This is a genomic window from Myxococcus qinghaiensis (assembly GCF_024198215.1).
Classification (GTDB): Bacteria; Myxococcota; Myxococcia; order Myxococcales; family Myxococcaceae; genus Myxococcus; species Myxococcus qinghaiensis.
Window position 1 is genome coordinate 560290 of the sequence record NZ_JAKCFA010000002.1, and the last position, 25004, is coordinate 585293.

Consider the following 25004-nt stretch of genomic DNA (forward strand, 5'->3'; position numbering starts at 1 on the left):
ATGAACGACATGACTCTCTCCCACTCCCCGGCCCCATGGGGCCCGTTCCAAATTGTTTCGCGAATGACTTCGATTTTCAGAATCAACCAAACTCAAGAGAGACGCCCAGAGGGCGTCGCGGGAACCTCGCCCGCCCGTTTCGAGGTGTCCTAGGCGGGGGTCTCCGTCGAGCTCGCGGGCGCGGGCTCGGGTACTGCTGGCACAGTCGACGAGGGCTGCGGCCGGCGCTTCGGGAAGAAGCGTCGCCACGACAGGGCGAGGCCGGTCCACACGAGGAAGACACCGCCCAGTGAGGCGAGGGCGGCGATGAGCTGGCCCATCCAACCGAGTGCTTCGCCGGTGTGGAGGAAGCGCAGCCAGGTCCGCAGCTTGCGTCCGGCGTTGAAGTCCGCGAAGCCCTCACGCTTCGCGACGGCGCCGGAGAACGGGTCCACCGAGAACTGCGTGGACGCGAACAGCGGCCAGGCGTCCTGCTGCTTCACGGCGAAGGTGACCGCGTCGACCTTGCCGTCGGAGGCGCCCTTCCCTTCGCGCGACGCGCCCTCGCCACGGCGCTCACCGTCGGCACGAGGCGCACCCTCTGCACGACGCTCACCTTCGCCACGACGCTCGCCCTCAGTGCCCGAGCGACGCGCGCCCTCACCACCAGGAGCGGCGGCGCCCTGCCCTGCCCCCGCAGGCTGCGCGGCCGGCGACTCGGACGGCTTACCTTGTCCACCGGGTCCACCCGCGCCTCGGGGCGGCGACGGCAGGCGATACGTGATGCTCGCCCAGTCGGGCGCCTGCTCCTGGACCGTCGCGAGGAGCACACCCAGCTCCTTGCGCTGCGCTCCGCCCTCCGGCGGCGTCACCTTCACGCCAGCGGACCCCGGAGGCCCTCCCGTCGCCGGCACCGGGCTTCCCGTCACCGTGTAGACGAAGTCCGACGCCCACTTGTACGAGATGACCATGCCCGACGCCGTGAGCACCACCAGCACCGGCATGCTCCAGAGGCCAATGACGTTGTGCCAGTTGAAGTCACGCGCCTTGCCCTTCAACCCACCGCGGAACCACATCACCGGGCGCACCGTCTTCAGCGTCCACTTGCGCGGCCACCACAGATAGAGCCCCGACAACGCCAGGAAGAGGAACCCCGCGTTGGACGCGCCCGTGAGCGCCTTGCCCACCGGACGGCCGTCACCGCTCGTCGCGAGCCACCGGTGCCAGTCCTCCATCACATGGAAGAAGTCGCGCCAGCCCTTCGCCCCACCCTCCCGAACCTCGCCCGTGTAGGGATTGACGAAGACGACCCCACTGCGCCCCAGCGCCACCTGCGCGGCGGCCGTCGCGGACGGATACACCGTGACGCCAGACACCTGGGCCTCGGGCTTCGCCTCGCGCACCTTGGCCACCAGCGCCTCGATGGACAGCCGCCGCGCCTCCGCCGCCGGAGCGGGCACGGTGCGAGCGTCGGACTCCGCCCACTCCAGCACCTGGGACTCGAAGGCGATGGCCACCCCCGTCACCGACATGATGGCGACGACGATGCCAACGACGACACCGACGACCAGGTGAATCCAGAAGAGCGTCTTGCGGAACGGGAGGACCATGGCCTGCTTCACTTCAAGGAGAACTGGACGGGAAGCTCGAGGATGACGCGCACGGGCTTGCCGTGACGTCCGATGGCCGGAGAGAACCGCCACCGATTCACAGCGGCGATCGCCGCCGCGTCGAGCATGGGAATGGAGCGGATGATCCGCGTGTGCTCGGTCTCCACCTCACCGTCGGTGCCGACGATGATGCGGACCAGGACGAGCCCCTGGACGCCGTCGACGCGGGCCCGTCGGGGGTACTCCGGCGTGAGCTGCTTCAGGACGGACGGAGGCCGCAGCACCTGCCCCAACCCCACCGCCTCGCCCATGCCACCCGGCGCCCCCACGATGCCGCCCTGGGTGCCACCCACCACGCCCCCAGCGACTCCACCCGGCACGCTCGGCCCCGAGGGAGCCTCGGAAGCCGCCTCCGTGGCGGCCTCGGGCTCGCTCGTCGGCTCAGGAGCGGCGGGCGACTCCTCGGGAGGCGTGGGCTCGACGACCTCGGGCTTCGGCGCGGGCACCACGGCCCGAGGCGCCACCACCGGACGAGGCATGCGCGGACGGGACTGTCGCGAGGCCCGTTCGGCCGAGGCGGGACGGGACGGACCTCCCGGCGCGGGAGGCGGCGGCGCGAAGGAGAGGAACACCAGCTCCGGCTCCTCCTTCTCCGGCGCCTTCTGCCGCGCGCTCGCGGGCAGGGCCAGGCCCACCACGAGCACTCCCAGGTGAACCACCACCGCCGTGACGAGCGCCCAACTCCAGCGCCCCCAAAGACCTTCTCCTTCCGACGACTCGCCCATGCGGAACAACCGCACGGACGACTCCGCGCTCCGCTCGGCCGGCGGGCTGTCTTCCACGGAGGACATGTCGAAATTGAGAATCATTCTCATGTTCGGGTGACCTAGAACTACGCCGACAAGCCAGGGCTCGTCAACGCGCAAGGCCAACCCGAGCGTATTGTTTTCATTACACGCTCAAATACACGCACTGCCCGCGAATCCGCCCAGACACCACGTGATTCAGAGTCGCGTGTAATTCCAGCTCAACGCGTTTCCCCCGGAATACGGCATGACTCCGTGAAACGGCCGGGGGTCCTCGTCGAAGACGAGCGGCAGGAAGTGCCGGTCCCCGTCCCACATGGGCAGCCGGGGCAGCTCGTCGAGCGGCACCCAGGACAGCGTGCCCTCCGCGTTGCGCTCCAGCGGCGTCCCCTCGAAGGCGTCGATGCGGAAGACGAAGCCGAGCCAGTCCTCGCCCTGTTTGCCGAAGCCGGGCCATGACAGCGTGCCGCGAAGGACCATGCGGGTGCACTCAATGCCTGCCTCCTCGCGAATCTCGCGGCGCATGCACGCCGCCACGTCCTCGTCGCGCTCCATCTTCCCGCCAAGCCCGTTGTACTTGCCCAGGTGGGCGTCCTCGGGCCTGGCGTTGCGGTGGATGAGCAGCACCCGTTGCCGGTCCGGCGACATCACGTAGCCCAGGGTGCCGATGATGGGGGTGTAGGGCATGGCGCGGTCCTCATGACGCCGTGCGAGAGAAGCTCGCGCGGGCGGGCGCTTCATAGCGAATCCCGGCCGCGCCCGGGCCCCCCACCACGGTGGGCCCCTCCCAAGGCGTGTCGAGGCCGCCCCTCCCCCGAGGGCAATCGACCGCCCACCCATTGACGAAGGCCTCCGGCTTGAGGGTGGCCGGCAAGGCCCCTCGGTCCGCCGCCCGACCACCGGCCCCTCGCCCGCGACTTCTTTACGGGAGTCAACGCGTCGCGTTAGCGTGTAGCGACAACAACGATGACCTCCCGCGTCACGCGGGAAAGGGGAAGTTGATGACCGCGACCCTCCCCCCCGGCCGGTACGGCCTCTACGAGCCCGAGACCGAACACGACGCCTGCGGGGTGGGCTTCGTGGCTCACCTGCGGGGTGAGCGCTCTCGAGGCATCGTCGAGGACGCCCTGGAGCTGCTCAACCGCCTGAGTCACCGGGCGGCGGCGGGGAAGGATCCTCGGACAGGCGACGGCGCGGGCATCCTCGTCCAGCTGCCGCACCGCTTCTTCGAGCACGAGGCGCCGGAGCTGGGCTTCGAACTGCCTCCGCGTCGGCAGTACGGCGTGGCCCAGGTGTTCCTGCCGCAGGAGGTGGAGGCGCGGGCCGCGTGCGAGGCGGTGCTGGAGGAGGTCGTCGCCGAGGAGGGCCAGCGCGTGCTCGGCTGGCGCGACGTCCCGGTGGCGCCGGAGCACCTGGGGCCGGTGGCGCGCGAGGCCGCACCCGTCATCCGCCAGTTGTTCATCGCCCGGCGGCGCGTGGTGCCCAGCGCCTTCGAGCGCAAGCTGTACCGCATCCGCAAGCTGACGGAGAACCGCGTGCAGGCGCGCGGCGTGGACCCGAAGGGCCGCTTCCACCTGGCGAGCCTCTCCTCGGAGACGCTCGTCTACAAGGGCCTGCTGCTCCCCGCGGACCTGCCCCGCTTCTACCCGGACCTCCAGCACACGGAGTTCGTCAGCGCGCTGGGGCTGGTGCACTCGCGCTTCTCCACCAACACGTTCCCCACGTGGGAGCTGGCGCAGCCGTTCCGCTTCATCGCGCACAACGGCGAAATCAATACATTGCGTGGCAACCGCAACTGGATGACGGCGCGGCGCGGGCTGCTCCAGACGGCGCGGCTGGGTGGGAGCCTGGAGCCGCTGTGGCCCATCATCGTCCCGGGCAAGAGCGACTCCGCCCAGTTCGACAACATGGTGGAGCTGCTCTACCTGGGCGGGCGCACCCTGCCCCACGCGATGATGATGATGATTCCGGAGGCGTGGGAGGGCGACGCGCACATGGCGGACGAGAAGCGCGCGTTCTACGAGTACTCCTCCGCGCTCTTGGAGCCGTGGGACGGTCCCGCGGCCATCGCCTTCACGGACGGGCAGCTCATCGGCGCGACGTTGGACCGCAATGGCCTGCGTCCCGCGCGCTACCTCGTCACGGAGGATGACCGCATCATCCTCGCCTCGGAGACGGGGGTCATCGACGTGCCGCCCTCGCAGGTGCGCCGCAAGGGGCGCCTGACGCCGGGCCGCATGCTGCTGGTGGACACCACCGAGGGCCGCATCCTGGAGGACGAGGAGGTGAAGCGCGACATCAGCACGCGCTGGCCCTACCGTCGCTGGCTTCAACGCAACGTCTTCACCTTCGACGACCTGCCCACCGTCGCCGCGCCGGAGCGACTGCGCGGCGACGAGCTGACGCGGCTGCAGGGCGCGTTCGGCTACACGGTGGAGGACATCCGCTCGGTCATCACCCCCATGGCGGAGACGGGCAAGGAGCCGGTGGGCTCCATGGGCACCGACACGCCGCTCGCGGTGCTCAGCGACCAGGCCCCCAGCCTCTTCTCCTACTTCCACCAGCTCTTCGCGCAGGTGACCAACCCGCCCATCGACCCGCTGCGTGAGTCGCTGGTGATGACGCTGGCGACGGCGCTGGGCCCGGAGAGCAACACGTTCGAGGAGACGCCGGAGCAGTGCCACCGGCTCTCGCTGCCCGGTCCCATCCTCACCAACGGGCAGCTCGCGCGGCTGGCGTCCATCCACGGCGAAGGCCTGTTCGAGACGAAGCGCCTGTCGCTGCTCTATCCGCTGAACGGCGGCGAGGGCGCGCTGGAAGTCGCGGTGGAGAAGCTGTGCGCGGCGGCGGTCGACGCGGTGGACGCGGGCGCGAGCATCCTGCTCCTGAGCGACAGGGGCGTGGACGCCGCGCACGGGGCCATCCCCGCGCTGCTCGCCATGTCCGCGGTGCACCAGCGCCTGGTCCGCGACGGCATCCGCATGTACACGGGCCTCCTCTTGGAGACAGCGGAAGCGCGCGAGGTGCACCACTTCGCCTGCCTCTTCAGCTACGGCGCGGCGGCGGTGAATCCGTACCTGGCGCTCGACACGGTGCGGGCGCTGGCGGACGGGGGCGAGCTGGGCGTGGACGCGGAGAAGGCGCAGGAGCGCTTCATCCACGCCGTGGAGGAAGGGCTGATGAAGGTGATGTCCAAGATGGGCATCTCCACGCTCCAGTCCTACCGGGGCTCCCAGCTGTTCGAAGCGGTGGGACTCCAGCGCGGCCTGATTGAGCGCCACTTCACCGGCACGTCCTCCCGCGTGGAGGGCGTGGGTCTGCCCGAGCTGGGCCGCGAAGTCGCGGAGCGCCACGCGCGGGGCTTCGAGGCCGCGGAGGGCCAGGTCCCCGTGGGCGGCCAGTACCGCTGGCGCCGGCAGGGCGAGCGACACAAGTGGAACCCGGCGACGATTGCCAAACTCCAAGCGGCGGTGCGCGGCAACGACGCGGCGCAGTTCGCGGAGTACTCGCGGCTGGCGGACGACGAGACTCACGAGCACTGCAACCTGCGCGGTCTCTTGGATATCGTCACCGAGGGTTGTCGTCCCATTCCCGTGGAGGAAGTAGAGCCGGCGCTGTCCCTGGCGCGTCGCTTCGTCACGGGCGCCATGTCCTTCGGCTCCATCAGCGCGGAGGCCCACGAGACGCTGGCCATCGCGATGAACCGGCTGGGCGGCAGGTCCAACAGCGGCGAGGGCGGCGAGGAGTCGCGGCGCTACCAGCCGGACGAGCACGGTGACTTGCGCCGCAGCGCAATCAAACAGGTGGCGAGCGCGCGCTTCGGCGTCACCACGGAGTACCTGGTCAACGCGGACGAGTTGCAGATCAAGGTCGCCCAGGGCGCCAAGCCCGGCGAGGGTGGACAGCTCCCGGGCCACAAGGTGGACGAGCGCATCGCCAAGGTCCGCTGGTCCACGCCGGGCGTGACGCTCATCTCCCCGCCCCCGCACCACGACATCTACTCCATCGAGGACCTGGCGCAGCTCATCTACGACCTCCAGTCCACCAACCCGAAGGCGCGGGTGAGCGTGAAGCTGGTGAGCGAGGTGGGCGTGGGCACCATCGCCGCGGGCGTAGCGAAGGCGGGCGCGGGCTGCGTCGTCATCTCCGGCTACGAGGGTGGCACGGGCGCATCCCCCATCTCCAGCATCCACCACGCGGGCCTGCCGTGGGAGCTGGGGCTCGCGGAGACGCAGCAGGTGCTGGTGCACAACGGGCTGCGCGAGCGCATCCGCGTGCAGGCGGACGGAGGTCTGCGCACCGCGCGCGACGTGCTGGTGGCCGCGCTGCTGGGCGCCGAGGAGTTCGGCATGGCCACCGCGAGCCTCGTGGCCGTGGGCTGCGTGATGCTGCGCAAGTGCCACCTCAACACGTGCTCGGCCGGCATCGCCACCCAGGACAAAGCGCTGCGGGAGCGCTTCCAGGGCAAGCCCGAGGACGTGGTGAACTTCTTCCTGCTCATCGCGGAGGACCTGCGGCGCAAGATGGCGGAGCTGGGGGCCCGGACGATGGAGGAGCTGGTAGGCCGGGTGGACCTGCTGCGCCAGCGTCCAGCGGTGGACCACTGGAAGGCGCGCCGCGTGGACCTCTCCGCGCTCCTCGCCGCGCCCGCCGCGCCCGCGAGCGAGCCTCGCCACTGCAAGGTCCCCCGCTCCAAGGATGTGTCGGACCACCTGGACCATGAGCTGCTTCGCGACGCGAAGGCGGTGCTGGACGGTGGGCCCCCCATGCTGTTGACGCGGCCGGTGAGCAACACGCACCGCGCGGTGGGCGCCATGCTCTCCGGCGAGATTGCGAAGAGGCACGGAGCGCGAGGGCTTCCGGATGGGCGGCTGCATGTCCGGATGAAGGGCTCGGCGGGCCAGAGCTTCGGCGCGTTCCTCGTCTCGGGCGTGACGCTGGAGCTGGAGGGCGATGCCAACGACTACGTGGGCAAGGGCCTCTCTGGTGGACGCATCATCGTCTACCCGCACCAGTCCAGCCGCTTCGTGGCGGAGGAGAACGTGCTGGTGGGCAACACCGCCCTCTACGGCGCCACGGCCGGCGAGGTGTACCTGCGTGGACTCGCGGGTGAGCGCTTCGCGGTGCGCAACAGCGGCGCGCAGGCGGTGGTGGAAGGCGTGGGAGACCACGGCTGCGAGTACATGACGGGCGGCGTGGTGGTGGTGCTGGGCCCCACGGGCCGAAACTTCGCGGCGGGCATGAGCGGCGGCACCGCGTATGTGCTGGACCGGGAGACGACGTTCCGCCAGCGGTGCAATCTAGAGATGGTGGAGCTGGAGTCGCTGGTGGACGAGTCGGAGATCTGGCTCGTGCACGGGATGATTGAGCGACACCAGCGGCACACGCACAGCGCGCTGGCTCGGCGGGTGTTGGACAACTGGGAGCTGATGGTGCCCCGGTTCGTGAAGGTGATGCCTACGGACTACAAGCGCGTGTTGCAGGCGCGACGCGCGGCGAAGAAGCCACCGGAGACTTCGGTGGGGGCGCAGCTCCAACACGTCGTCGGCGGGAGGGGCTGAACCATGGGCAAGCCGACCGGATTCATGGAGTGGGCCCGCGTCCACCCGCACAAGCGCGAGAAGCAGGAGCGGCTGGGCGACTATCGCGAGTTCGCGCTGCCACTGGCGCCCGAGGAGGCGAAGCGACAGGCCGGACGTTGCATGGACTGTGGCGTCCCCTTCTGTCACCAGGGCTGTCCGCTGGGGAACCTCATCCCGGACTTCAACGAGGCCGTGTACCGGGGCCGCTGGCGCGAGGCGTACGACATCCTCTCGCGCACCAACGGCTTCCCGGAGATGACGGGCCGGCTGTGCCCCGCGCCGTGCGAGGCCGCGTGCGTGCTGGCCATCGACAGCGACGCGGTGACCATCGAGCAGATGGAGAAGGAGATCTCCGAGCGCGCCTTCGCGGAGGGCTGGGTGAAGCCTCGGCCTCCCACGCGGCGCACGGGGCGCACCGTGGGCGTGGTGGGCTCAGGGCCCGCGGGACTGGCGGCGGCGGCGCAGCTCAACGCGGCCGGGCACAGCGTCACGGTGTACGAGCGCGACCCGAGGGCCGGTGGACTGCTGCGCTACGGCATTCCGGACTTCAAGCTGGAGAAGTCCGTGGTGGACCGACGCATCGCGCTGATGGAGGCGGAGGGCGTGGTGTTCCGCACCGGCGTGGACGTGGGTGGCTCGGTGAGCTTCCGCGAGCTGCGCGGGCGACATGATGCGCTGCTGCTGGCGATGGGGGCTCGGCGGGCTCGTGAGCTGGAGGTGCCCGGACGCGAGCTGAGCGGCGTGGTGCAGGCCATGGAGTACCTGGAGCACCAGAACCGGCTCGTGGGTGGGCATGGTGAAGCGCAGGAGCGACTGAACGCGGCGGGCAAGCGCGTGGTCATCCTGGGCGGTGGCGACACAGGCTCGGACTGCCTGGGCACGGCGCTGCGGCAGGGCGCGAAGAGCGTGCAGCAGATCGAGCTGTTCCCCGCGCCGCCGTCCGTGCGGGCGCTGGACAACCCGTGGCCCCGGTGGCCCCTGGTCTTCCGCACCTCGTCGAGCCAGGAGGAAGGCGGCGAGCGTGGCTTCGCGATGCAGACGAAGCGACTGGTCGGCACGGACGGAAAGCTGGAGACCCTACACGCCGTGAAGGTGGAGCTGCAGCGCGCCGTCGGAGGCGTCCCGAGGCTGGTGGAGGTCCCCGGCTCCGAGACGACGCTCGAGGTGGACCTGCTGATTCTCGCGATGGGCTTCACCGGCCCGGAGACAACAGGACTGGTGGACGACCTGGGCGTGGCGCTCTCGCCTCGCGGCACGGTGCAGGTGGACAAGCGCTTCGCCACCTCGGCGGATGGCGTCTACAGCGCCGGGGACGCCAGCCGGGGCGCGAGCCTCATCGTCTGGGCGCTGTCCGACGGACGCGAGGCCGCGAAGTCCATCGACGCATACCTGTCCGGCGGCGTGTCGGTGTTGCCGACACGCGGCGCGGACAGTCCGTTCTGAGCTTCAATCCTCGAACGACTGGAACTGAAGCCCCTCGACGATGAGCTCGGCCACCGTGACGGATGGGTCGAGCTTTTCGAGCGGGCACCCCCACAGCGCGACGATGGAGCGGTCCAGCTTCCGCGCGAGCTTGTTCGCCGAAGAGGCGTGAACGGCCAGCGCATCCGCCACTTCCTCGGCCATGGGGCGCAGCTCGGTGGGCATCTTTCGATGCAGGACGGAGAGCTGGAACGGGTGCCCCGCCAGCACTCCCGAGGCCCATTGGGGCAGCGCCAGGAGCCTGCCGCGCATCAACCACGCGCGTCCCAGGCCATCGACCAATCCCGGCGAGCCGACGACACCGAGCACCTTGAGCAACTCGACACCGGACGCCTGATCCCGCATCGCCTGGTGCTGAGGGAGTTCCATGAGTCCGAAGCGCTCGAATACCGCGAGGCTCAACGGCCGATACCACCCCGCCAGGTCATCCCGCTTCTGCTCCAGCATCCACGCCAGGCCCATGCCTAGTGTGACGAGGTCCGCGGGTTGGAGGTCCTCCTGGGGCAGGAGGTCACAGTAGTTGCGGGGAACAAACGGCGTGAGGAAGGACGACAGGTCTTCGAAGGGCGTGGCCATGTTGGACCTCAGGACCAGCCAGCGGTCCCCAAGCTGACACTGTTCCATCCACCGTGGCGCGACCCTCGACGCGGCTTCGGCTTCTGAGCCGTCTCTGAGCGACCGTGGCGATGTCCCCAGGCCATCAATCCCCCTTCCCTGGAGGGTGACTTTTCACACGGCGGCGGCGAGCCACCTTTGGCGCCCACTCGCGCGAGAATTGTCGCGCGAAGAACGGTGTCCAACATGGCGTTGCCGCTCCTGCCTTTGTCACTGATCCTCACGCTGCTCGTCTCCGCCCTCTGTTGTGAAGGTGGAGCCGATGACACCTTGTCGATGGGAAGGCTGGGTACCACCCCCGACGTGCTGGACTCGCCCTACCCCGTGGACGACATCGCCGGAGGCCGCCTCAGCGGTGGACCGCGCGAGCTGACCGACGTCAGCGGAGTCCTCTACTTCGTCGCCACGGACCGCTCGCGAGGCGCCGAGCTCTTCAAGAGCGATGGTTCCAACCGGGGCACCTTGCTCGTCAAGGACGTCCGCGCCGGCCCCCTCGGCTCGGAGCCTCGCGACCTCACCGCCGTGGGGAACACGCTCTACTTCGTCGCCCATGACGGCGTTCATGGAGAAGAGCTGTGGCGCAGCGACGGCAAGGCCTCGAACACCCGAATGGTCGTCGACCTGCGTCCCGGCCCCTTGGGCTCGAATCCCGAGAGCCTCATCCAGCTCGGAGCACACCTCTTCTTCCTCGCCCATGACGGCCAGACCGGCATCGAGCTGTGGCGCACGGATGGCACCGAGGCGGGCACCGCGCTGGTGAAGGACATCGCGGAAGGTCCCTCCGGTGCCTACCCCTCTCCGCTCGTCGCGGCGCAAGGCCGGCTCTACTTCTTCGTCGACCGGACCCTCTGGCGCAGCGACGGCACCACGGTCGGCACCGTCGCGGTGAAGGGAATCACCCCTCCACCTGGTGTCACCGTGCGCCCCACTGCGCTCACCGAGGTGAACGGACGCCTCTTCTTCTTCGTGAGCTACGAGCAGGACGAGGACGTCCCCGGCGCCCCCTCGACACTCGCGCTCTGGACGAGCGACGGCGGTACGAATGGAACGGTGCGGCTCCAGGACCTCCCGTTCCCGTCCCTCGGCGCGCCCTTGCGCGCTCGCGCCGCTGGCAACCTCTTCTTCTTCGTCACCCGCTTCCCCGACCACGGCGATGAGCTGTGGCGCAGCGATGGCTCCGTGCTCGGCACCTTCCCCGTGCGCGACATCGCGCAGGGCCCCGCCAGCTCCAACCCACGTGAGCTCACCACGATGGATGGGCGCCTCTACTTCTCCGCCTGGACTCCCGAGCACGGCGATGAGCTGTGGCGCAGCGACGGCACCTCCTCGGGCACCGTGCTCGTCAAGGACGTCGTCCCCGGTCCCAAGGGCTCCGCCATTGCCTTCCTGCGCGAGGCCAAGGGCCGGCTCTACTTCTCCGCGCGCGAGCCCGGGAAGGGACACGAGCCCTGGAGCAGCAATGGCTCCGGACGCGGCACCTCCCGCCTGGAAGACCTGGCCCCTGGTGCGTTCTCATCCGCCGCGCGCGACTTCACCGTCAGCGGTCGGCGCGTGTTCTTCACCGCGAACGAGCGAGGCACCGGCGCGGAGCTGTGGGCGAGAGACGTAGGCTACGACTTCCGCGTCGCCACCCGTCATCTCCTATGGACGGGCGACGACGAGGACACGCTGCACTCCACTGCGTATGCCCGACTCATCCAGGACATCTTCCCGGGCTCGGGCGGCGCGAATACCCGCTCATGGACGACGCGAGGCGACACGCTTTACTTCGACGCCGACGACGGCAGCATTGGCCAGGAGCTGTGGCGCACCAACGGCACGCCCGAGGGCACCGTGCTCATCAAGGACCTGCGACCGGGCCCCGTGGGTTCGGAGCCCTCCGAGTTCTTCGTCGTCGGCCCGTGGGTCCTCTTCTTCGCGGACGACGGCGTCCGGGGCCGCGAGCTGTGGCGCACTGACGGCACCGCCGAAGGCACCGTGTTGGTGAAGGACCTGCGGCCCGGCTCCGGCGGCAGCCAGGGAGAAGGGGCGCCCGTCGTAATGGACGGCTTCGCCTATTTCAATGCGCGCGATGCGAGCCACGGCGAGGAGCTGTGGCGCACGGACGGCACCACGGCGGGCACCACGCTCGTCAAGGACCTGGCTCCCGGCGCGGAGGACAGCTCGCCGCGCGCCCTCACGGTGGTGGGCTCGCGTCTCTTCTTCCTCGCGGACTTCCCGGACCTCGGCTGGGAGCTGGGAGTCAGTGACGGCACCGAGGCCGGGACACACGTGCTGAAGGACATCTTCGTGGGGCCAACCGGCTCGTTCCCGACGTCGCTCACCGCGCTCGGCACGTTGCTCATCTTCGCGGCCAACGAGGAGGAGCACGGCGAGGAGCCCTGGGTCAGCGACGGCACCGAGGCGGGCACCCGGCTCCTCCGGGATATCTGGCCGGGCCCGAGCAGCTCATTCGCGGACACCTTCACGGTGGCGGGAGCGCGCGTCTTCTTCGCGGCGGCGGACCCCACCACGGGCCGCGAGCCCTGGGTCAGCGACGGCACCGAGAGCGGCACCGCGCTCGCCTTCGACGTGCAGCCCGGTCCGGAGGGCTCCTATCCCCTCTGGTTCGGCGCGCTCGGCTCGAGCGTCCTCTTCAGCGCCGATGACGGCACCCACGGCATCGAGCTGTGGCGCGCCGACGGCACGCCCGGCAGCGCATTCCTCGTGAAGGACATCCAGCCGGGCCCCGCGCATTCGGAGCCCCGCTGGATGACGGGCGTGGGCACGACGGCCCTCTTCCACGCGGATGACGGCGTCAACGGCGCGGAACTCTGGGAGACCGACGGCACCAAGCCGGGCACGCGGTTGCGACAGGAACTGGCCCCGGGACAGCTCGGCTCGTTCCCCTACTTCTTCACGCGCGCGGAGCGGAAGGTCTTCTTCCTCGCGGACGACGGGGCGCAGGGCATCGAGTGGTGGGTGCTGAAGCTCCCGAGCGACGGCGGCTGAGCCCCCGCATGGCTCTCCGGGCTCGCCGGGAATAGATATTTCGCCCAGCCGTTGCCGCCGTGTTGACCCTATTCTCGTTCTCTATTTTCAGGAGCCATCGACATGACCAGCGAGCAGTCCCTCATCGTGACTGAGACCGACCTGGAGCGTCTGCGCCAGGTCATCGACCACCATGGAGGGGGCCGCACGGCCGAGCTCGCGGAGATGCTTGATTCGGAGCTGTCCCGGGCCCAGGTGGTGTCCTCGGAGACGGTTCCCCCCAGCGTCGTGACGATGAACAGCACCGTGCTGTTCGAGGACGAGCAGACCGGCGAGCAGCGGCAGGTGACGCTCGTCTACCCGAGGGACGCGAAGAGCGACGAGGGCCGCATCTCCGTGCTCGCCCCCATCGGCAGCGCCCTCATCGGCCTGTCCGTGGGGCAGTCCATCGCCTGGCCGCTGCCGAGCGGGCGCACCAAGCGACTGCGCATCGTCGCCGTGCCCTACCAGCCCGAAGCGGCCGGCCACTACCACCTCTGATTCGAGCGAAGGCGCCCGTCCCGTGCTCCCGGGGCGGGTGCCCACGCCGTCAGCGCAGGCCCACGCGCTTCGCCAGCTCCTGCGCCAGGGCCCGCAGCTCCTCGACACCCGGCGCCGCGGGGCTCGTGTCGAACACCACCTCGTAGCCCAACCCCGCTTGATTGATGGACTCCGAGCGCGGAATCCGCGCGCGCAGCACCGGCACCGTCGAGTCCTTCAGCGCCTCTTCCATCGCCTCGTTGGTCGCCGTGGTGCGCCGGTCCCACAGGTTCACCACCGCCACCAGCTCCCCGCCCTGCTGCTCGCGCACGTCGCGCCACGCGGTTTCAATCTCCCCCAAACCCTGGAGCGCGAACGCCCCCGTGGGCACCGGCGCCACGACGAGGTCGGAGAAGCCCAGCACCGCCTCCGTGTACGCGCCGAGGCTCGGCGGCGTGTCCGCGATGATGACGTCCGGCGTCCAGCTCAGCGTCTTCAAGGCCCGCGGAATCGCCTGGAGCCGGTGACCCCACTGGAACAGCTCGCGCTCCATCGCCGCCATGCGAGGCGCGGCCGGAGCGATGAAGAGCGTGGGCCGCTTCGGTGACGCCACCACCACCTGGTCCAACCGGTACTTGGGCCGCGCGCCCAGGGCCTCCGCGACACACGGCCCCTCGCGACTCTCCAGCCCCAGCACGAGCGACGCGTGGGCCTGCGGATCCAGATCCAACAGCAGCACGCGCTTTCCCATGTCCGCCATCGCGGAGGCCACGTGCGCGCAGAGCGTCGTCTTCCCCACGCCACCCTTGATGGTGCAGAACGCAATCAACGCCATGGCCTCGTCCTATACCGGATCTCCCACGCGGGCGACCGGCCCCGGAGCCCTCGGAGGACCCCGCCATCCCCCTTGGACGGCCTCGCTCCACCCCGTTCGTTAATCAGAACTCCCGATAATTCCGGACGCTCCGGAATGGTACGGCCGCACCATCCGGGGGCGCTCCAGAATGGTGCAGTGCCCCGCAATGTCAGACCTCCCGCCAATAATTCCAGCCACTTGGACATGGCATCCCACGTGCTCAAGCACGGGGCATCAGGGCGTCCTCACGGAGGCCCTCCATCAATTTGAGGAGGTCGTCATGGATATCCGGTTCTACGGCGTTCGAGGGAGCATCGCGGTCTCTGGTTCACGCATCGGCGGCAACACCGCGTGCGTGGAAGTGACGAGCCAGGGACACCGGTTGATCCTCGACGCGGGCACGGGCATCCGGGCGCTGGGTGAGGTGATGATGCGCGAGGGCCCGCCGCACAAGGTCGCGATGTTCTTCTCGCACCTGCACTGGGACCACGTGCAGGGCTTCCCCTTCTTCACGCCCGCGTACCTGCCCACCACGGAGCTGACGATGTATGGGCCCGGCGCGAATGGCGCGCAGGCGCTCCAGTCGGAGCTGGCGGCGCAGATGCAGCCCCCGCACTTCCCGGTGCCGCTGAGCATCATGCGCTCGCGGATGGACTTCCTGTCCGCGATTCACGGCAAGACGGTGGAGGTGGGGCCCTTCAAGGTGACGCCCATCGACGTGCCTCACCCGCAGGGGTGCCTGGCGTACCGGGTGGAGGCGGATGGGCACTCGTTCATCTACGCCACGGACGTGGAGCTGTGCCGCAAGGACCTGACGCCGGAAGTCGCGCGCTGGTTCGAGGGCGCGGACGTGCTGTGCCTGGACGCGCAGTACACGCCCGAGGAGTACGACGGCCGCAAGGGAATCCCGAAGAAGGGCTGGGGCCACTCGACGATGATGGACGCGGCGGACGTGGCGAAGACAGTGGGCGCGCGGCGGCTGTGCCTGTTCCACCATGACCCGGCGCACACGGACGAGACGCTGGAGGACATGGCCGAGCAGGCGCGCACCCTCTTCCCCGTGTGCGAGCCGGCGCGCGAGGGCCAGCGACTGGTGTTGGGCCGAGCGGCCTGAGAGGTGGGCCGGACGATGGCACTCGAATGCTATGGTGACGCGTCGGCCTTCATCCTCCCGCCCCTGCCCACCATGCCCCCTGCCGCGGACATCACCCAGGTCCTCCTCCCCTTTGGTGCGCTCGTCGGGAGGGAGGTGGACCTGGATGCGTTCCTCCAGACGTTGATGGACCGCATCGCCGCCACCATGCAGGCGGACCGGGGAACCCTGTGGCTGTTGGACCCGGCGCGCCGGGAGCTGTTCAGCCGCGCCGCGCACCTGCCGGAGGTGTCGCAGATTCGCGTGAAGCTGGGCCAGGGCGTGGCGGGCACCGTGGCCCAGGAGGGCCACCCCATCAACGTCCCGGACCCGCGCGGAGAGCAGCGCTTCTTCGCGGACATCGACCGGATGACGGGCTACCGCACCACCAGCCTGCTCGCGGTACCCCTGCGCGACGCGGACGGCGCGCTGTACGGCGTGCTCCAGGTGCTCAACCGCCGAGGCGGAGATCGCTTCACCCCGGAGGACACCGAGCGGCTCGACGCGATTGCCTCGCAGGTGAGCACCGCCCTGCAGAGCACCAGCCTGTACCAGGAGCTCCAGCGCGCGAAGGACCAGCCCCAGGCACCCGTCGGCTACTTCTTCAACCGCATCATCGGCGAGTCTCCGCAGCTGCAGGCCATCTACCGGCTGGTGCGCAAGGCCGCGCCCACCGACGCCACGGTGCTGCTGCGCGGAGAGAGCGGCAGCGGCAAGGAGCTGTTCGCCCGCGCGGTGCACGTCAACGGACCCCGGCGCGACAAGCCCTTCATCAAGGTGGACTGCGCCGCGCTGCCCGCCACGCTCATTGAGAACGAGCTGTTCGGCCACGAGCGCGGCGCCTACACCGGCGCGGACCACCGCATGCCCGGCAAGTTCGAGGCGGCGGACAACGGCACCGTCTTCATCGACGAGATTGGCGAGCTGCCCCTGCCCGTGCAGGGCAAGCTCCTGCGCGTCATCCAGGACCGCGAGTTCGAGCGCGTGGGCGGCACCCAGGCCATCAAGGTGGACGTGCGCATCGTCGCGGCCACGCACCGGGACCTGGCGCGCATGGTGGCGGAGGGACGCTTCCGCGAAGACCTCTACTACCGCATCAAGGTCGTCGAGGTCGTCCTGCCCCCGCTGCGCGAGCGCGGCGCGGAGGACATCGAGCGCCTGGCCCGGCACTTCGTCGCCACCGTCGCGCGTCGGCACCGGCTGCCCGCCCCCCGACTCAGTCCGCTCGCGCTGGAGCGCCTCAAGCGCTACCGCTGGCCCGGCAACGTGCGCGAGTTGGAGAACTGCATCGAGAGCGCGGTGGTGCTGTGCGAGGGCGAAATCCTCGAGGAGCACCTGCCCCTGCCCGACCTGGACCGGCTGCCTCCCACGGGCGCGGCGCCCCAGTCCATGGCGGACCCCGCTCGCACGACGGCCACTCCGGCTTCTTCCGCCGAAGCCAACATGCTGCCACTGGCGGAGGTGGAGCGCCTCCACATCCTGCGCGTCCTGGACTCGGTGAAGGGCAACCGCACCGCCGCGGCGAAGGTGCTGGAGATTGGCCGCAACACGCTCGCCCGGAAGCTCAAGGAATACGGCCTCGGCGACGAGGTGTGATGCTCCGCGCCGCGCTCTCACCCCCGCGCGTCCAGGCAGCCAGCCAGGGACTCCACCTCGAAGCCGACAACACGTGCCTCCCGGGATAACCTGGAGCATGCTGGGTCGGCATTTCCATGCAGGCCGAGGGGGATTCACATGAAGGTGATTGAGACGCTGGCGAACCTGCCGGCGGAGCTGGCCGAGAAGATTCCGGACGTGAAGCTCCAGGACCAGGACATCCGGGTCACGCTGGCGCAGGAGGGGCTCACGCGCGAGGGCATCCTCCCGCCCAAGCTGAACCTGGGCGACTTCGCGCTCTCCTTCGAAGCCAGCGCCGAGGCCACGGTCCGCAACTTCAACTCCCCCGGCGACGTGGACGAGAACGGCATCGTCGGTGAGGCGTCCGCCGCGAATGCCCCGCCCTCGGACTCGCCTCGGCCCCAGCTCATCCTGGGCGGCGACAAGGGGTGGATGCGCTATCAGGCCACGGGCCTCGTCAAGGCGGGGGCCTCCGGCCGCTACTCCTTCGTCTCCGCCAACGGGAAGACGGAGCTGTCCGCCACGCTGAGCGACTACCGCGCGCATCCGCTGGCGCGCAACATGCGCGAGGCCGCCAAGGAGGACCTCGCGTCGCCGCGCCTGCTGGTGAACTCGACGGACCTGACGAAGCTGGGGACGGGGGACGCGCTGTCGTGGCGGGTGCGCGGCATGCTGGAGACGGGGCTGGACCTGGGCTGGGCGGACCTCTTCACCACCAACCTGGGAGACCTGTCCTTCGTCCGCAGCAGCGAGCTCATCGAGCTGAAGACGTCCATCGTCGCGCTGGTGCGCGCGCGCGTCTCGCTCACCGACGACTACCAGCTCAGCTTCTCCCGCCCGAGCCCCGGCCGGCTCCAGCTCACGGTGCGCAAGGCGAAGTCCCACGAGGCCTCGCAGGGCGCGGGCCTGGGCATCCAGGTCGCCTTCGCCGACGCCGAGGCCGTGCAGTCGCGGCTCAAGGAGGTGCTCACCGCGCTCGCCGGACAGGCCGAGGCGAAGGTCGAGGAGCTCATCGACAAGGCCATCCAGAAGGTGCTGACCCCGGACCAGCTCGCGGTGCTGCGCACGGTGCTGGAGCGGCTGGGGTTGGACCCGGAGCTCGTCAACCTGGACCACCTGCGCCAGGAGTGGGAGGAGCTGAAGCAGAAGGTGGAGGGCGCGCTGGAGAAGGTGGTGAAGTCGCGCATCGCCGCCGCCTTCCAGTACGAATACCTGCGCATCTCCGAGTCCTCCACGCTGCTGGAGGTCGAGCTGGACGAGGCCACCGCGCTGAACTTCCACGGCCAGCTGGTGCTCGGCAACCTGGTGGACCTGATGTCGTGGCTGCGCGCGCCGGAGAACGCGGGCCGGTTCACCCTGAAGAACTACCTCAACACCGCGTCCTTCACGCTCCAGCAGACCGTCGGCTTCTCGCTGAGCCTGGGCACCTACGAGGTGTTCAAGGCGCGCGGCTCGCTCAAGCAGACCTGGGTGTCGCAGGAGAACACGCAGGGCGCGCGGAGGCAGGCGTTCCTCGGACAGCGCGCCTACGAGGACGCGCTGATGGGCCACCGCAACCGCTGGGCGGTGGACTTCCGAGCGGACATGGAGTCCTTCGCTCCGGCCCCGGCCGCGTCGGACTTCCGCTACGGCTTGCACATGCTGCTGTGGGGGCAGAAGAAGAAGCTGACGAAGCAGGAGCTTCAGGCCGCGGTGGATGACGCCGTCGTCTGGGGCGTGCTGGATGCCAATGATGCGGCGAGCGTCACGGCGAAGCTCGACGCGCACCTGGGCAAGACGGACGTCCAGACGCAAGTCGAGCTGAAGGTGTCCGACGAGATGCTGCGCGAGCTGGTGCCCCGGCTCCAGACGTTCGACTTGAAGCTCTTCTCACGGGCGCTCGCCCGCGCCATGCCGTGGAGCGAGCAGACGGCGCGCGTGACGCCGGAGTTCCGCAAGCTCGTCTACGCGCCCATCTGGGAGTCGTACCTCACCGAGGTGATGAACAAGGGCAGCTTCCTCTCCGGAGACCTGTCCCCCACCCGCGCCGCGCAGATCGCCGCGTGGTTCATCGAGAAGGACTCCACGGTGAAGCAGCTCGCCTCGGGCCTGCTGCTGCGAGAGAAGACGTGGCAGCCGCCCGGCGGCAACTTCAGCTTCGCCGAAGTCACGGACAAGAACCGCAACACGCTGGCCAAGTGCCGCCGCTTCGTGGACGGGCTGGTGCGCCTGCGCCGCTCCATCGAAGAGCGTCGCAGCGGCGAGGAGCTGAAGACCGTGCACGGTGACTTGGAGGGCCTCTGGAACACGGGCTTCCACCTGCGCACGGCCGGCGCGGTGCTGGCGGAGCTGGCGAAGGGCACGGCGCGGGGCCTGGGCGGAATCGAGCGGACCTTCACCGTGCGGCTCGCGGACAGCCAGGAGCAGCTCGTGTTCTCCACGGCGTGGGGCCCGTCCACGCCCACGCCGTAGCGAGCTCACATCGAGCGCGACAACATCAACGCGGCGGCCATGGACATCGCTCCGGCCGCCGCGAAGTGCTTCCACGCCAGGCGCGCCAGCGTGCCTCGCGTGATGTCCGCATCCGCGCCCAGCACCACCATGGCCGCGCCGCCGTGCCGGCCGCGCAATTCGTAGATGCCCTCGCTCGCGCCGCGCCGCAGCTCCCCCACCACGAAGCATGTGTCGCCCGCGCTGCCCACGCGCTCCCAGGAGAGCGTCTGGGGTTCTTCGGTCAGCTCGCTCGCGCCCGTCAGCTCGCTCCCCTCCGGCCCCACGGGCACCTCCCTGAGCCAGGAGGGCTGCGACATCAACGACGCCGTCCGACAGCGACGAGGCCGTACCGGCGCCATCAACGACGCGGGGGAGAACTTCACGCGAGCCCTGACGCGCGCGCCTCGCAACATCAGCGTGGGCGAGTAGGCCCGCTCTCGCGACAAGAGCGCGCCCTTCCGGCCGTCCGCCGCCACCTCGCGAAGCTCGGCCTCGAAGAAGGTGCAGGGAACGCCGCCCGGGGACGTGAGCACCTCCTCGGCATCGAGCGTGCCCTGGTACACGCCCCAGCCCGGCGACTCACCAGAGCGCAGCGCCGCCACGGCCTCGTCCAAGGACTTGGGCACCGTGCCCCGCAGCAGGTCCACGCCCGAGCGCACCCGCGTGCCCCGCACCGCGAGCAGCGCCGCGACCACCAGCAACGCGAGCGCCAGTGACTTGCCAATCGCCTCGGCCGATAGCACCGCGGGCCCAGCACCGTCCCTGAGGCCCAGCACGAGCGCGAACGCCCCCATGGCCAACAGCCCGAACCAGAGCAGAGGAAGTCTTGGGACGTTGGCCCGCGAGCCCCGCCGTCCGAAGGTGAACGCCGCCACCACGAGCGCCGCCAGGAACGCCGCATAGATGGGCGCCAATACGACGCGCCAGAATTCCATCCCGTCCCCCGGCAGCTCGAAGGGAGCCCCCAGGGCCCCGAACACCGGAAGAAAGTGGGACGCCCGTGAAGCCCGCGCAAGGTCGCCCGGGGCGAAGGCGTGTCCCCTCAAGGACATCGCCCGGCGGGAGGACAATGGCCCGACGTGGGCCACCTCGGGCGATGCCCGGGAAGTGTCGGAAACAGGAGACTGCCGCGAGGGGCCCGACCGGCCGGGCCTGGAGGAGGACTACTGCTCCTGGCCCGCGACCGCCTGCCGAGGGGGCCGCTCCTTCAACTGTCCCCGGACCGCCAGGTCATCGAAGGTGCAGGCCAGGTTGCGGCATCCCACCGCCACCTTGCCGACGCGGTCCTTCAGGCCCGGCAGCAGCTTCCGGGCGAAGCGCTGCTTGCCGAGGAAGCCCTCCGCGAGCACGACGCCCTCCGCCTTCGGGCTCAGCTTCAGCCGCACCAGGTAGGGCCCGGTCGCGGGCAGCGGCATCTCGTCCTCGACGAGCCCATCCGTGTCCTGCGCGCTGTTGCCCACCACCTCGTGGCCATCCTCGGTGAAGTAGCGCCACGCCAGGCGCATCCCCACTCCTGGAATGGCGAAGGCCGACACCTGGAGGTCCTTGATGCGGAAGGACAGCTCGCCGTAGTGCTGGGCATCCAGTTCCTCCGGGTATTCATCCCCCAGCGGCCTGACATCCATCATCACCTGCGCATCGAAGTCGTTGGCCGCGAAGTAGCGGTGCGCCACGTACGCGCGCGGCACCAGCCTCCGCCCCGACGCATCCTGGCCGCCCTGCCACGCCCTGAGCTCACCGTCCTCAATCACCCACCGTCCGCTGTGGAGGTTGAGCTCCTCGGTGCCTTCGCCCTCGAACGAGACTCCGAACCGGGCCTCCCCGCCGGGCTTTGGGGGCATCACCACGTTCGCCGTGGTGAAGGTCTCACCGTACGTGTTCGGCGGAAACGGCCGGGTGGGCGTGCGCGTCTTCGTGCCCTGCCTGGGCCCGTCGCGCTCATCGCCACGCTGGAGCACCGGGTCCACCGCCCAGCGCGCCGCGAAGCCGAGCACCGCGAGCCCACCGACGATGGACAGCCCGCTGCGCACCCGGCGCCAGCCCAGACGCAGGCGGCGGGTAATCTGGCTCGTCGTCGGGGCCCGCGCCGTCACCAGCTGACGTGCCGGCTGGATGCCCGTCATCAGGCCCGGCGCGGACGAGGAGGAGATCATCGTCTCCAGGGCCGCGCACAGCTCCCCCGCCTTCTCGTAGCGGGACTCCGGGTCCGTCTCCAGCAGGCGCTCCACCACCAGGTCCACGCGCGGGTCCAACCCCGGCACTCGCTGGGACGGCAGCTTGAAGCGGCCCAGGGGCACTTCTCCGGTGAGCAGTTCGTAGAGCACCACGCCCAGCGAGAACAGGTCGGCGCGGCCGTCCACGTTCTTCGCGTCGCGCCGCTGCTCCGGGGCCATGTAGTTCAGCGTGCCCATGGCCACCGCCGTCGCGGTGAGTTGCAACCGGGACTCCGACTGACGGATGCCCGCCAGGCCGAAGTCCGCCACCTTCACGTTGCCCCGCCCATCCAGCAGGATGTTCTCTGGCTTGAGGTCGCGGTGGATGATGTCCTTGTCGTGCGCGCACTCGACGGCGCGCGCCACCTGGAGCATCAGCTTCAGGCTCTGCTGCGGCAACAGCGCGCCGGCGGAGATGGCCTCTCGCAGCGAGCGCCCCTCCACGAACTCCATGACGAAGTAGTAGTGCTCGCCCGCGACACCCCGGTCGATGATCTGCACGATGTTCGGGTGGTTGAGGGCGGCCAGCGCGGTGGCCTCCTTCTCGAACCGGGCCACGAACTCCGGGTCCTTCGCCAGCTTTGGCGGCAACAGCTTCACCGCCACCGTGCGCCCCAGCGACGTCTGCCGCGCGAGCCACACCTCGCCCATGCCGCCGCGACCGAGCAGCTCCAGCAGCTCGAACCCCGGCAGCGACACCCGCGACGCCGCCACGAAGGTGTCCACCTCGTGGACGTTCAAGTCGGAGTCCGCGTTGCCACGTCCCGTCGGCGTCGATGACCGAACCACCGTTGCACCCACGGGGACCTCCAGATCGGGGGTCGAGGACGGCAGGGCCACACCGCTCGGCCCGATGCCGGCATGATTGAAGGAGGGGGCCACGTCCACGCTCGGAAGCGGCACCCCGGGCAGCGCCAAGTCATTGGGGGAAGCGCCCGTGCTCGACGGCTGCGCCGCGCCGAAATTCACGCCCAGCACCTCGATGCCGCTCGTCAGCGCGCCCCGGGAGTCCGTCGAGCCGCCCACCAACGTCACGCGCCCGTGGACCGAACCGGGCTCGTCACGCGGGGGCTCGCGCTCCTCCAGCAGCGAGGCATCCCGGAGCGCCCCGCCGTTCGCATAGCTCGTCGCGCTCCGGGGGGCGCGCTCGTCGGCGCCCAGCCCCGGCACCACGGTGTCGCGGGTGTTTTCGGGAGCGCCCTGAGCGCGGTGCGTGGCGAATGTGACGTGGGACGCCGCGCGAGCGCCGCTCGCGTCCTGACGCCGCACCTCGAAGCGGATGCCACAACGGCACGTCACCTTCTGCCCGGTGACGTACACCCGGGTGTCGTGCTGAATCCCGCAGTTGGGGCACTCCTGGGTTGTCGTCATGCGCGGCGCGGGGAAGCAGCGGTCGTGTGTTCCACGCCGTGGACGCGATACGTGGGAACGGCCTTCTCCTTGCCCTTCACCTGCAGCGCCGGCAGCTCCTCCACGTCGAAGCCCGGCCCGGACCTGCGGACCGTCGACTCCGACGCGAGCACCTCGCCGCTCTTCGCCATGCCGCACAGCCGAGATGCCGTGTTCACCGTGTCCCCGATGGCCGTGAACTCATGCCGCTCCGCGCTGCCCATGTAGCCGACAACCGCCTGGCCCGTGTTGATGCCGATGCCCACCTCGATGGGCTTCTTGCCCATCGCGACGCGCTGACGGTTGATCTCCTCCACCGCGTCCTGCATCTCCAGCGCCGCCCGCAGCGCCCGCGCCGCATCGTCCGGGTGCGAGAGCGGCGGCCCCCACACCGCCATGACACAGTCGCCGATGAACTTGTCCAGGTTCCCCTCGTAGCGGAACACCACGTCCGCCATCGCCGAGAAGAAGCTGTTCAACATCGACACCACTTCCTGCGGCGACTCGTTCTCGGAGATGGTGGTGAAGCCACGGATGTCCGCGAACAGGCAGCTGACCTCCGCCAGCCGGCTCTGTCTCAAGTCCTCCGTCTCGCCGGAGATCACCGCGTCCGCCACCGCCTTGGACAGGAAGCGGCTCAGCTCCGCGCGCGTCACGGCCTCCGCGCGGATCTGCTCGCCCAGGGCCGAGTTCTCCAGCGCGATGCTCGCCTGAGAGGCGATGCCGGAGAGGATGTTCAGGTCCTTCTCCGAGAAGGCGTTGATCTGCTGCCGGCTGTCCAGGAAGAGCACCGCCTGGATCTTCGTCTTCACCATCAGCGGCACCGCCATGGCGGAGCGGATGCCCTGCGCGACGATGCTCTCCGCCGCGGAGAAGCGCTCGTCGATGATGGCGTCCGCCGTCAGCACCGCCTTGCCCGTCTCCACCACCCGCTTCAGCACGGTGTCGGAGAGCATGACGTTGACGGGCTTGCCGGTGCGGTGGTGCACCGCCGCCGGGATGAACTCCCCGTCCCCGGCGACCTTCAGGATGACGCCGTGGTCCGCGGCGAGCAGCTGGAAGGCCACCTTGAGGATCTGCTCGAAGAGGGCCGTCTGGCTGCCCTGCAGGCCCACCTGCCGGTGGAACTCATGGGCGATGCGCAGCTTCTCGTAGTCGCGGCGCAGCGCCTCCACGTCCGTCATCAGCTCCACCGGACGGAAGTTCTGCGGCACCTGGTCCATCTGCGCCAGGAAGGCGGGCATGGACACCGACTGGGCCACCACCGTCACGCCGGGCGCGGTGGGCGCGGTGTGGTTCACCGGCGGCTCACCGCTGTGGAAGATGAGCCGGGAGGAGCCGAGGGCAATCTCGTCCCCGTCCTTCAGCCTCAACTCCTTCACCCGCTTGCCGTTGACGAACGTCCCGTTCGAGGACCCGAGGTCCTTCAGGACGAACTCCTTGCCCAGCCGCTCAATCGTCGCGTGCTCCTTGGAGACCTCCCGGTCGACCAGGCGCAGCGTGTTGGACGGATGGCGGCCGAGTGACGTCAGCGTCCCCAGGGGAAACTCCCCCAGAGTGCCGTCCGCGAACCGCCCGGTCAGCCGGGGGCCGCGAAGCTGCCCGGATTTAGGAGCGAATGGGGCGGGAACCTGGCTCACGCGCGAATCCTCACCGGCGCGGACACTACCATTGCCTCTCCCTCCCGGGGAACGTCTGGTGCAGCTGTCCATCCCGAAGGGCCTCCGGAGGGCTGCACGGCTGGTCAGCGTCCAGCTCCTGG

Annotated in this window: 15 protein-coding genes; 7 read left to right on the plus strand and 8 right to left on the minus strand. The window is 69.8% G+C overall.

Annotated elements, in window-relative coordinates; translation table 11 throughout:
• Nucleotides 1-149: 149 nt before the first annotated feature.
• The 3 genes from LZ199_RS04815 to LZ199_RS04825 form a co-directional block, all read right to left on the minus strand.
• Nucleotides 150-1589 carry a PepSY-associated TM helix domain-containing protein gene (locus LZ199_RS04815; RefSeq protein ID WP_253992447.1) on the minus strand — a complete coding sequence of 480 codons (1440 nt, stop codon included), beginning with the start codon at nucleotides 1587-1589 and terminating at the stop codon, nucleotides 150-152.
• A gap of 8 nt (nucleotides 1590-1597) precedes the next feature.
• Nucleotides 1598-2464, minus strand: a complete 867-nt coding sequence (locus LZ199_RS04820; RefSeq protein WP_253992448.1) for an energy transducer TonB — start codon at nucleotides 2462-2464, stop codon at nucleotides 1598-1600.
• A 129-nt stretch (nucleotides 2465-2593) separates the two neighbouring features.
• On the minus strand, nucleotides 2594-3082 hold the full coding sequence (locus LZ199_RS04825; protein WP_253992449.1) for an NUDIX hydrolase: 489 nt from the start codon (nucleotides 3080-3082) through the stop codon (nucleotides 2594-2596).
• A 314-nt stretch (nucleotides 3083-3396) separates the two neighbouring features.
• Between LZ199_RS04825 and gltB the strand changes: the two genes are divergently transcribed.
• Both gltB and LZ199_RS04835 read left to right on the plus strand, forming a co-directional pair.
• Nucleotides 3397-7956, plus strand: a complete 4560-nt coding sequence (gene gltB, locus LZ199_RS04830) for a glutamate synthase large subunit (RefSeq protein ID WP_253992450.1) — start codon at nucleotides 3397-3399, stop codon at nucleotides 7954-7956.
• A gap of 3 nt (nucleotides 7957-7959) precedes the next feature.
• Nucleotides 7960-9420 carry a glutamate synthase subunit beta gene (locus LZ199_RS04835; RefSeq protein ID WP_253992451.1) on the plus strand — a complete coding sequence of 487 codons (1461 nt, stop codon included), beginning with the start codon at nucleotides 7960-7962 and terminating at the stop codon, nucleotides 9418-9420.
• A gap of 3 nt (nucleotides 9421-9423) precedes the next feature.
• Here LZ199_RS04835 and LZ199_RS04840 read toward each other — a convergent pair whose 3' ends face one another.
• Nucleotides 9424-10035 carry a hypothetical protein gene (locus LZ199_RS04840; protein WP_253992452.1) on the minus strand — a complete coding sequence of 204 codons (612 nt, stop codon included), beginning with the start codon at nucleotides 10033-10035 and terminating at the stop codon, nucleotides 9424-9426.
• Between the two features lie 225 nt (nucleotides 10036-10260).
• Here LZ199_RS04840 and LZ199_RS04845 point away from each other — a divergent pair, with 225 nt between their 5' ends.
• The gene (locus tag LZ199_RS04845) at nucleotides 10261-13065 is read left to right on the plus strand and encodes an ELWxxDGT repeat protein (protein ID WP_253992453.1); all 2805 of its coding nucleotides are present in this window, start codon (nucleotides 10261-10263) and stop codon (nucleotides 13063-13065) included.
• A 102-nt stretch (nucleotides 13066-13167) separates the two neighbouring features.
• Nucleotides 13168-13584, plus strand: a complete 417-nt coding sequence (gene rnk, locus LZ199_RS04850; RefSeq protein WP_253992454.1) for a nucleoside diphosphate kinase regulator — start codon at nucleotides 13168-13170, stop codon at nucleotides 13582-13584.
• 49 nt (nucleotides 13585-13633) lie between these two features.
• Here rnk and LZ199_RS04855 read toward each other — a convergent pair whose 3' ends face one another.
• On the minus strand, nucleotides 13634-14398 hold the full coding sequence (locus LZ199_RS04855; RefSeq protein ID WP_323389218.1) for a ParA family protein: 765 nt from the start codon (nucleotides 14396-14398) through the stop codon (nucleotides 13634-13636).
• Nucleotides 14399-14699: 301 nt separating this feature from the next.
• Here LZ199_RS04855 and LZ199_RS04860 point away from each other — a divergent pair, with 301 nt between their 5' ends.
• The 3 genes from LZ199_RS04860 to LZ199_RS04870 all read left to right on the plus strand — a co-directional run bounded on the left by LZ199_RS04860 (nucleotide 14700) and on the right by LZ199_RS04870 (nucleotide 19619).
• Nucleotides 14700-15533, plus strand: coding sequence for an MBL fold metallo-hydrolase (locus tag LZ199_RS04860; protein ID WP_163867141.1), 834 nt, complete (start codon nucleotides 14700-14702; stop codon nucleotides 15531-15533).
• A 15-nt stretch (nucleotides 15534-15548) separates the two neighbouring features.
• Complete coding sequence (locus tag LZ199_RS04865; protein WP_253992455.1) at nucleotides 15549-17147, plus strand: sigma-54-dependent Fis family transcriptional regulator; 1599 nt, start codon at nucleotides 15549-15551, stop codon at nucleotides 17145-17147.
• A 138-nt stretch (nucleotides 17148-17285) separates the two neighbouring features.
• Nucleotides 17286-19619: a hypothetical protein gene (locus LZ199_RS04870; protein WP_253992456.1), complete on the plus strand. Its 2334-nt coding sequence runs from the start codon at nucleotides 17286-17288 to the stop codon at nucleotides 19617-19619.
• Nucleotides 19620-19624: 5 nt separating this feature from the next.
• Here LZ199_RS04870 and LZ199_RS04875 read toward each other — a convergent pair whose 3' ends face one another.
• From LZ199_RS04875 to LZ199_RS04885, 3 genes are all read right to left on the minus strand, one after another.
• A complete protein-coding gene (locus LZ199_RS04875) occupies nucleotides 19625-20575 on the minus strand; it encodes a hypothetical protein (protein ID WP_253992457.1) in 951 nt (316 codons plus the stop codon).
• Between the two features lie 228 nt (nucleotides 20576-20803).
• A complete protein-coding gene (locus tag LZ199_RS04880) occupies nucleotides 20804-23224 on the minus strand; it encodes a serine/threonine-protein kinase (RefSeq protein ID WP_253992458.1) in 2421 nt (806 codons plus the stop codon).
• A complete protein-coding gene (locus tag LZ199_RS04885; protein ID WP_253992459.1) occupies nucleotides 23221-24882 on the minus strand; it encodes an adenylate/guanylate cyclase domain-containing protein in 1662 nt (553 codons plus the stop codon). Before LZ199_RS04885 ends, LZ199_RS04880 begins: the two co-directional genes overlap by 4 nt.
• Nucleotides 24883-25004 lie beyond the last annotated feature (122 nt).

Excerpts from the sequence above, each read along its gene's own strand:
- rnk (WP_253992454.1), top strand. The coding sequence starts at position 13,168 with ATGACCAGCGAGCAGTCCCTCATCGTGACTGAGACCGACCTGGAGCGT.
- LZ199_RS04880 (WP_253992458.1), bottom strand. The coding sequence starts at position 23,224 with ATGACGACAACCCAGGAGTGCCCCAACTGCGGGATTCAGCACGACACC.
- LZ199_RS04870 (WP_253992456.1), top strand. The coding sequence starts at position 17,286 with ATGAAGGTGATTGAGACGCTGGCGAACCTGCCGGCGGAGCTGGCCGAG.
- gltB (WP_253992450.1), top strand. The coding sequence starts at position 3,397 with ATGACCGCGACCCTCCCCCCCGGCCGGTACGGCCTCTACGAGCCCGAG.
- LZ199_RS04820 (WP_253992448.1), bottom strand. The coding sequence starts at position 2,464 with ATGAGAATGATTCTCAATTTCGACATGTCCTCCGTGGAAGACAGCCCG.
- LZ199_RS04865 (WP_253992455.1), top strand. The coding sequence starts at position 15,549 with ATGGCACTCGAATGCTATGGTGACGCGTCGGCCTTCATCCTCCCGCCC.
- LZ199_RS04860 (WP_163867141.1), top strand. The coding sequence starts at position 14,700 with ATGGATATCCGGTTCTACGGCGTTCGAGGGAGCATCGCGGTCTCTGGT.
- LZ199_RS04825 (WP_253992449.1), bottom strand. The coding sequence starts at position 3,082 with ATGCCCTACACCCCCATCATCGGCACCCTGGGCTACGTGATGTCGCCG.
- LZ199_RS04835 (WP_253992451.1), top strand. The coding sequence starts at position 7,960 with ATGGGCAAGCCGACCGGATTCATGGAGTGGGCCCGCGTCCACCCGCAC.
- LZ199_RS04840 (WP_253992452.1), bottom strand. The coding sequence starts at position 10,035 with ATGGCCACGCCCTTCGAAGACCTGTCGTCCTTCCTCACGCCGTTTGTT.
- LZ199_RS04815 (WP_253992447.1), bottom strand. The coding sequence starts at position 1,589 with ATGGTCCTCCCGTTCCGCAAGACGCTCTTCTGGATTCACCTGGTCGTC.
- LZ199_RS04845 (WP_253992453.1), top strand. The coding sequence starts at position 10,261 with ATGGCGTTGCCGCTCCTGCCTTTGTCACTGATCCTCACGCTGCTCGTC.
- LZ199_RS04855 (WP_323389218.1), bottom strand. The coding sequence starts at position 14,398 with ATGGCGTTGATTGCGTTCTGCACCATCAAGGGTGGCGTGGGGAAGACG.
- LZ199_RS04875 (WP_253992457.1), bottom strand. The coding sequence starts at position 20,575 with ATGGAATTCTGGCGCGTCGTATTGGCGCCCATCTATGCGGCGTTCCTG.